Source organism: uncultured Veillonella sp., assembly GCF_905209685.1.
In the GTDB taxonomy this organism is placed as follows: domain Bacteria; phylum Bacillota; class Negativicutes; order Veillonellales; family Veillonellaceae; genus Veillonella.
In genome coordinates, this window is sequence record NZ_CAJLUB010000146.1 from 1 (window position 1) to 3,791 (window position 3,791).

4 protein-coding genes and 2 pseudogenes are annotated in these 3,791 nt (G+C 38.7%); all 6 read left to right on the plus strand.

What is annotated here, in order from left to right; genetic code table 11:
• Window positions 1-270 (plus strand): annotated as a pseudogene (murC, locus tag QZ055_RS08475) (UDP-N-acetylmuramate--L-alanine ligase); the annotation flags it as partial.
• On the plus strand, window positions 267-1,199 hold the full coding sequence (locus QZ055_RS08480) for a D-alanine--D-alanine ligase (RefSeq protein ID WP_024065458.1): 933 nt from the start codon (window positions 267-269) through the stop codon (window positions 1,197-1,199). The pseudogene murC and the gene QZ055_RS08480, both read left to right, overlap by 4 nt.
• 27 nt (window positions 1,200-1,226) lie before the next feature.
• Window positions 1,227-2,084, plus strand: a complete 858-nt coding sequence (locus tag QZ055_RS08485) for a cell division protein FtsQ/DivIB (RefSeq protein ID WP_024065457.1) — start codon at window positions 1,227-1,229, stop codon at window positions 2,082-2,084.
• A 23-nt stretch (window positions 2,085-2,107) separates the two neighbouring features.
• A complete protein-coding gene (locus tag QZ055_RS08490) occupies window positions 2,108-2,803 on the plus strand; it encodes a DUF881 domain-containing protein (RefSeq protein ID WP_024065456.1) in 696 nt (231 codons plus the stop codon).
• Window positions 2,800-3,144, plus strand: a complete 345-nt coding sequence (locus tag QZ055_RS08495) for a small basic family protein (RefSeq protein WP_005386246.1) — start codon at window positions 2,800-2,802, stop codon at window positions 3,142-3,144. The genes QZ055_RS08490 and QZ055_RS08495 overlap by 4 nt, the downstream gene beginning before the upstream one ends.
• A gap of 138 nt (window positions 3,145-3,282) precedes the next feature.
• A pseudogene (locus tag QZ055_RS08500) lies at window positions 3,283-3,791 on the plus strand (cell division protein FtsZ); the annotation flags it as partial.

Below are 3,791 nucleotides of genomic sequence, written 5' to 3' on the forward strand. Positions count from 1 at the left end.
ACTGCTTTCACAAGCGCTGATGAAGTATATATGACAGATATTTATAGCTCTGGTGAAGATCCAATCCCTGGTATTGATGGCAATACGATTCCAAATGCTATTAAAGCGGCTACAGGTCAAGATGTACATTATGTACAGTCTGTTGACGATTTGCCTGAGGTATTATCAAAAGTAGTAAGACCTAATGACTTGGTTATCACCATGGGTGCAGGTTCTATTAATCAATATGGGCCAAAATTATTAGCTATATTGGAGGAAGGCTTACAATGAAAGATAAAAAAATAATCGTATTAATGGGTGGTCCTTCCAAAGAGGCTGAGGTATCTCGTCGTACTGGCGCTGCTATTGCAGAAGCACTTGAAAGCAAAGGTTATAATGCCCAAACTTTAGAACTCAATCCGCGCACTGTATTAAAAGATATTGAAGACTTAGGTGGCGAGGTTGTATTTAATGCAATTCATGGTCGTTACGGCGAAGATGGTGCGTTGCAAGGCCTATTAGAAATGGCTGAAATTCCTTACACTGGGTCAGGTATTATGGCTCATGCAGTAGGTATGAATAAAAAAGTAAGTAAAGATGTATTTAAAGGTGCCAATATTCCGACTGCGGCATCCGAGTCCTTTAATGGTAATCTTGAATCTGCAGAAGCTATTATTGAACATATTCGTAAGGATTTTACAATTCCAGTAGTTGTGAAGTCTGCTACGCAAGGTTCTAGCATTGGGGTTACTATTGTTCGCGATGAAGCACAGTTAGAAGAGGCTGTAACGGAAGCTCTAAAATATGACCCTATTCTTGTGGTAGAACAATTTCTTGATGGTCGTGAATTTACAGTATCTGTTTTAGATGGTAAAGCATTGTCTGTTATTGAAATTCGTCCACATTCTGGTGAATATGATTACAAGAGTAAGTACACTGTAGGTGCTACTGAGTATTTAGTACCAGCGCCTATTAGTGCAGAAATGACTGCTGAAATGCAACGCATTGGGGAACTTGTGTATCGTGAAGTACAAGGCAGTGGGGTAATTCGTGTTGATGTTATGACAGACCATGCAGATAATATGTATGTTCTTGAATACAATACTGTGCCTGGTATGACAGCAACATCTTTAGTACCAAAAGCAGCAAAAGAAATGGGAATTGACTTCCCAACATTATGTGAAAAAATTCTATTAACAGCTAGTATAGGGAAATTTTAAGGGCTAATAGAAGATAAGGAGTTAACTATGGATGATAAGCAAAACCATCCATCCAACTCTGGGGAGATGCAGTCTTCTACACCTGTTCGTGATGAACGGGCTGTATTTAGAAAACGAGTGTTAAAAATCGGTGGTGCAGTTACTCTCGTGTTGGTGGGGTTGTTTACACTACCTATTCCTTTTGGATCCTTAAAAGTTACTGGATCGGATAAGGTAACTGTACAAGATGTAATGGTAGCTGGTGATATTCATGAACCTGTTAATATATTGCAGATTAGTACAGAAAAATTAAAAACTAGATTATCGAAAGATTTACGTGTCGAAGAGGCTCAAATTAGCTATCAGTTGCCACTGACAATGGTGGTAAATGTAGTAGAACGCAAGGCAGTTGCAGTTGTACCGGCTCAGTTTGGATACTTGACCCTTGATAGTAAGGGACAAGTGATTGCATCTGAGCCAGCTATACAAGACACATCTGTTCCTATGATTTCTGGTGTGAAAGCTGGAAATATACTATTAGGTGATACGGTAGTAGATAAACCGATATTGGCGGCTCTTGAATATTTGAACTCACTCGATGAGGAGACATTCAAGAATATTGCAGAGGTTAATATTGGAGATCCTGATGCGATAATGGCATATACTGTATCAGGTGTACAGATTCGACTGGGGGATGGCAAAGACTTAGCTAAAAAAGCAGAGCTAACTCAGTCGATGTTACAAGATATTAAAAAGACACATGGTAATGTACAGTATATAGATGTTAATGTTTCATCGCCGTACATTAAAACCGATGTGATGCCGGAAGTTAAAAAGCATCAGAATGGAGCACCGACTACAGAAAATTCATCTACTAAGAAGGATGATAAAAAACAAGATAGATAAGGTCATGTTGAATATAAAGGTAGATGATTGTCGTGAGACACGAACGGTGGGCAATTGCCATAGTCAGCTGTATATTAGGGTTCATGGTTGTTACCCAATATAAGATGACTCAAGATAATATAGAAGAAAATATTCGCTTACAACGAACTGGCGATTTGGCGGTACAATTGAGAGAGGCCCAGAGTGAACGTGATGCTTTGTTAAAGCAAATTGAGTCACTAAAAAAATCTGGTGCCAATGGCGGTGGTAAAGCTGATGAACAGCTCATGATGAAAGCGGCTTTAACTAATGTTAAAGGGCCGGGCGTTAGTGTGTTGATTGAAGATAGCTTAAAGCCTGTACAAAGCGGGGAAAATCCCAATTTATATGTAATTCATGATGAAGATATTCTAAGAATTGTTAATGAATTACGGGCTGGTGGGGCTGAAGCGATAGCTATTAATGATCAACGCCTCATAGGAACGTCTGAAATACGATGTTCAGGCCCGACTATTACTGTAAATGGGAAGGTTTTTGGAGCTCCCTTTACGGTGAAAGCTATTGGAGATCCAAAGACATTAAATTCTGCGCTCACTATGCGCGGTGGTGTAGTAGATTCACTTAAACATTGGGGGATAAAGGTAACTATAAAGCAAGAAGAGGATGTAGCGATTCCTGCTTTCACAGGTACTTTTAGAGAAGAACATATGAAGCCTAATGAGTTAGGAGGTAAAGAATGAATATCTATATCTTTGCCATCATTGGCCTAATTATAGGGGCTATCTTAGGATGGATAGCACCACTTCATATCCCCGCTAGTTATTCGAATTATACTTCGGTAGCTGTTCTAGCAGCTTTAGATGCAGTATTTGGTGGCAGTCGAGCAGCATTGGAAAGAACCTTTGATCTCAGTAACTTTGTCATTGGGTTCTTTTCAAATATGGTATTAGCTGTTATTCTTGTATATGTTGGTGATTTAATAGGCATTAACCTATACTATGTGGCCCTTATTGGATTTGGGTTACGTGTATTTATTAATGTAGGCGCTATACGCAAAATAATTATGACTAAGCGGTTCTAATAAATCACATTCTATATAGTGGAAAGTTTTTAAATTTTAGTGTAAAATAAATGTAATTGTTATAAGATAGTCAGTATATAAATCGATACATTGGGACGTATATTGATACAATAGATAACGATAAGAGGAGGAAGTTCAATGTCTGATTTTGCAAATATTAAAGTTATCGGTGTTGGTGGCGGCGGTAATAACGCTGTTAATCGTATGGTTGATAACCAAATTAAAGGTGTTCAATTTTTAGCCGTTAATACAGAAAACCAAGTGCTTGAATTGTCTAAAGCGGATGTAACAATTCAAATCGGTGAAAAAGTTACTAAAGGCCTTGGTGCTGGTGCTAACCCACAAATCGGTGAAGAAGCAGCTCAAGAAAGCCGTGAAGAAATTACTAAAGCTCTTGAAGGTGCTGATATGGTATTCGTAACTGCTGGTATGGGCGGTGGTACTGGTACTGGTGCTGCTCCAATCGTAGCTGAATGTGCTAAAGAAGTTGGTGCATTAACAGTTGGCGTTGTAACTAAACCTTTCGCATTTGAAGGCAAACGTCGTCGTGCTGCGGCAGAAAAAGGCATTGAGTTCTTGACTCAAAAAGTTGATACAATTATCGTTATTCCTAATGACAAATTGTTACAAGTTGTAGATAAAAAATG